The following is a 635-nucleotide window of genomic DNA, read 5'->3' as shown; positions in this document are numbered from 1 at the left end:
CCGGCGCGCAGCGAATGGCCGGCGAACTTTTCCTCGCGTTCGCCTTCCGGCAGATCGGCGCGCACCCCGGCGGCCAGCGCCGCGCGTTTGACCAGCCGGGCGACCTGCTGGTCGGCCAGGCGATCCGGCCCGACCTCCTTTCCCTGGCCGGTGACGCGGCGAAACAGTGGGCCGTGACCGATCCGGGCCAGCTTCAGCCAGGTCTGCAGAGCGACGATCGGGCAGGTCGCGTCCGATGAGCCGCGGCCGATCTCGATCTCGCGCCAGCCGGTCTTGCCGCGCAGGGTGACGATCATGCCCTTGTCGAGGATCTCGATCCAGCCGCGGCCGTCCTCGGTCTGCTCGCGGCCGCAATCCAGGCCGACGATCTCCGAGCGCCGCAGGCCGCCGGCAAAGCCGAGCAGCAGCATGGCGCGATCCCTTAAGCCCCGCAGCGTGCCGCGATTGAGTGTCTCGAGCATGGCGATCACGTCTTCCGGCAGAACCGCCTCCTTCTGCCGGGGCGGGGCAGCGTGGGTGTTGCGGATCCCGGCGAGCACGGTCGCGATGTGCCGGTCCATGCGGTCCAAGGGCGTCCCGCGCTGCGTATAGTTCCAGGCCAGCGCTGAGAGCCGGCGCTCGATCGTCGCGACCGA

The 635-nt window shown here is 70.7% G+C and carries 1 protein-coding gene; it reads right to left on the bottom strand.

Annotated elements, in window-relative coordinates:
- A partial coding sequence (locus ACZYOF_RS44200) for a tyrosine-type recombinase/integrase (protein WP_463719652.1) occupies positions 1–635 on the bottom strand: 635 nt, incomplete at both ends.

The organism is Bradyrhizobium sp. LeoA1Lang, from assembly GCF_055413685.1.
Note: the sequence above shows the minus strand (reverse complement) of the source record. Positions and strands in the feature narration are given on the sequence as shown.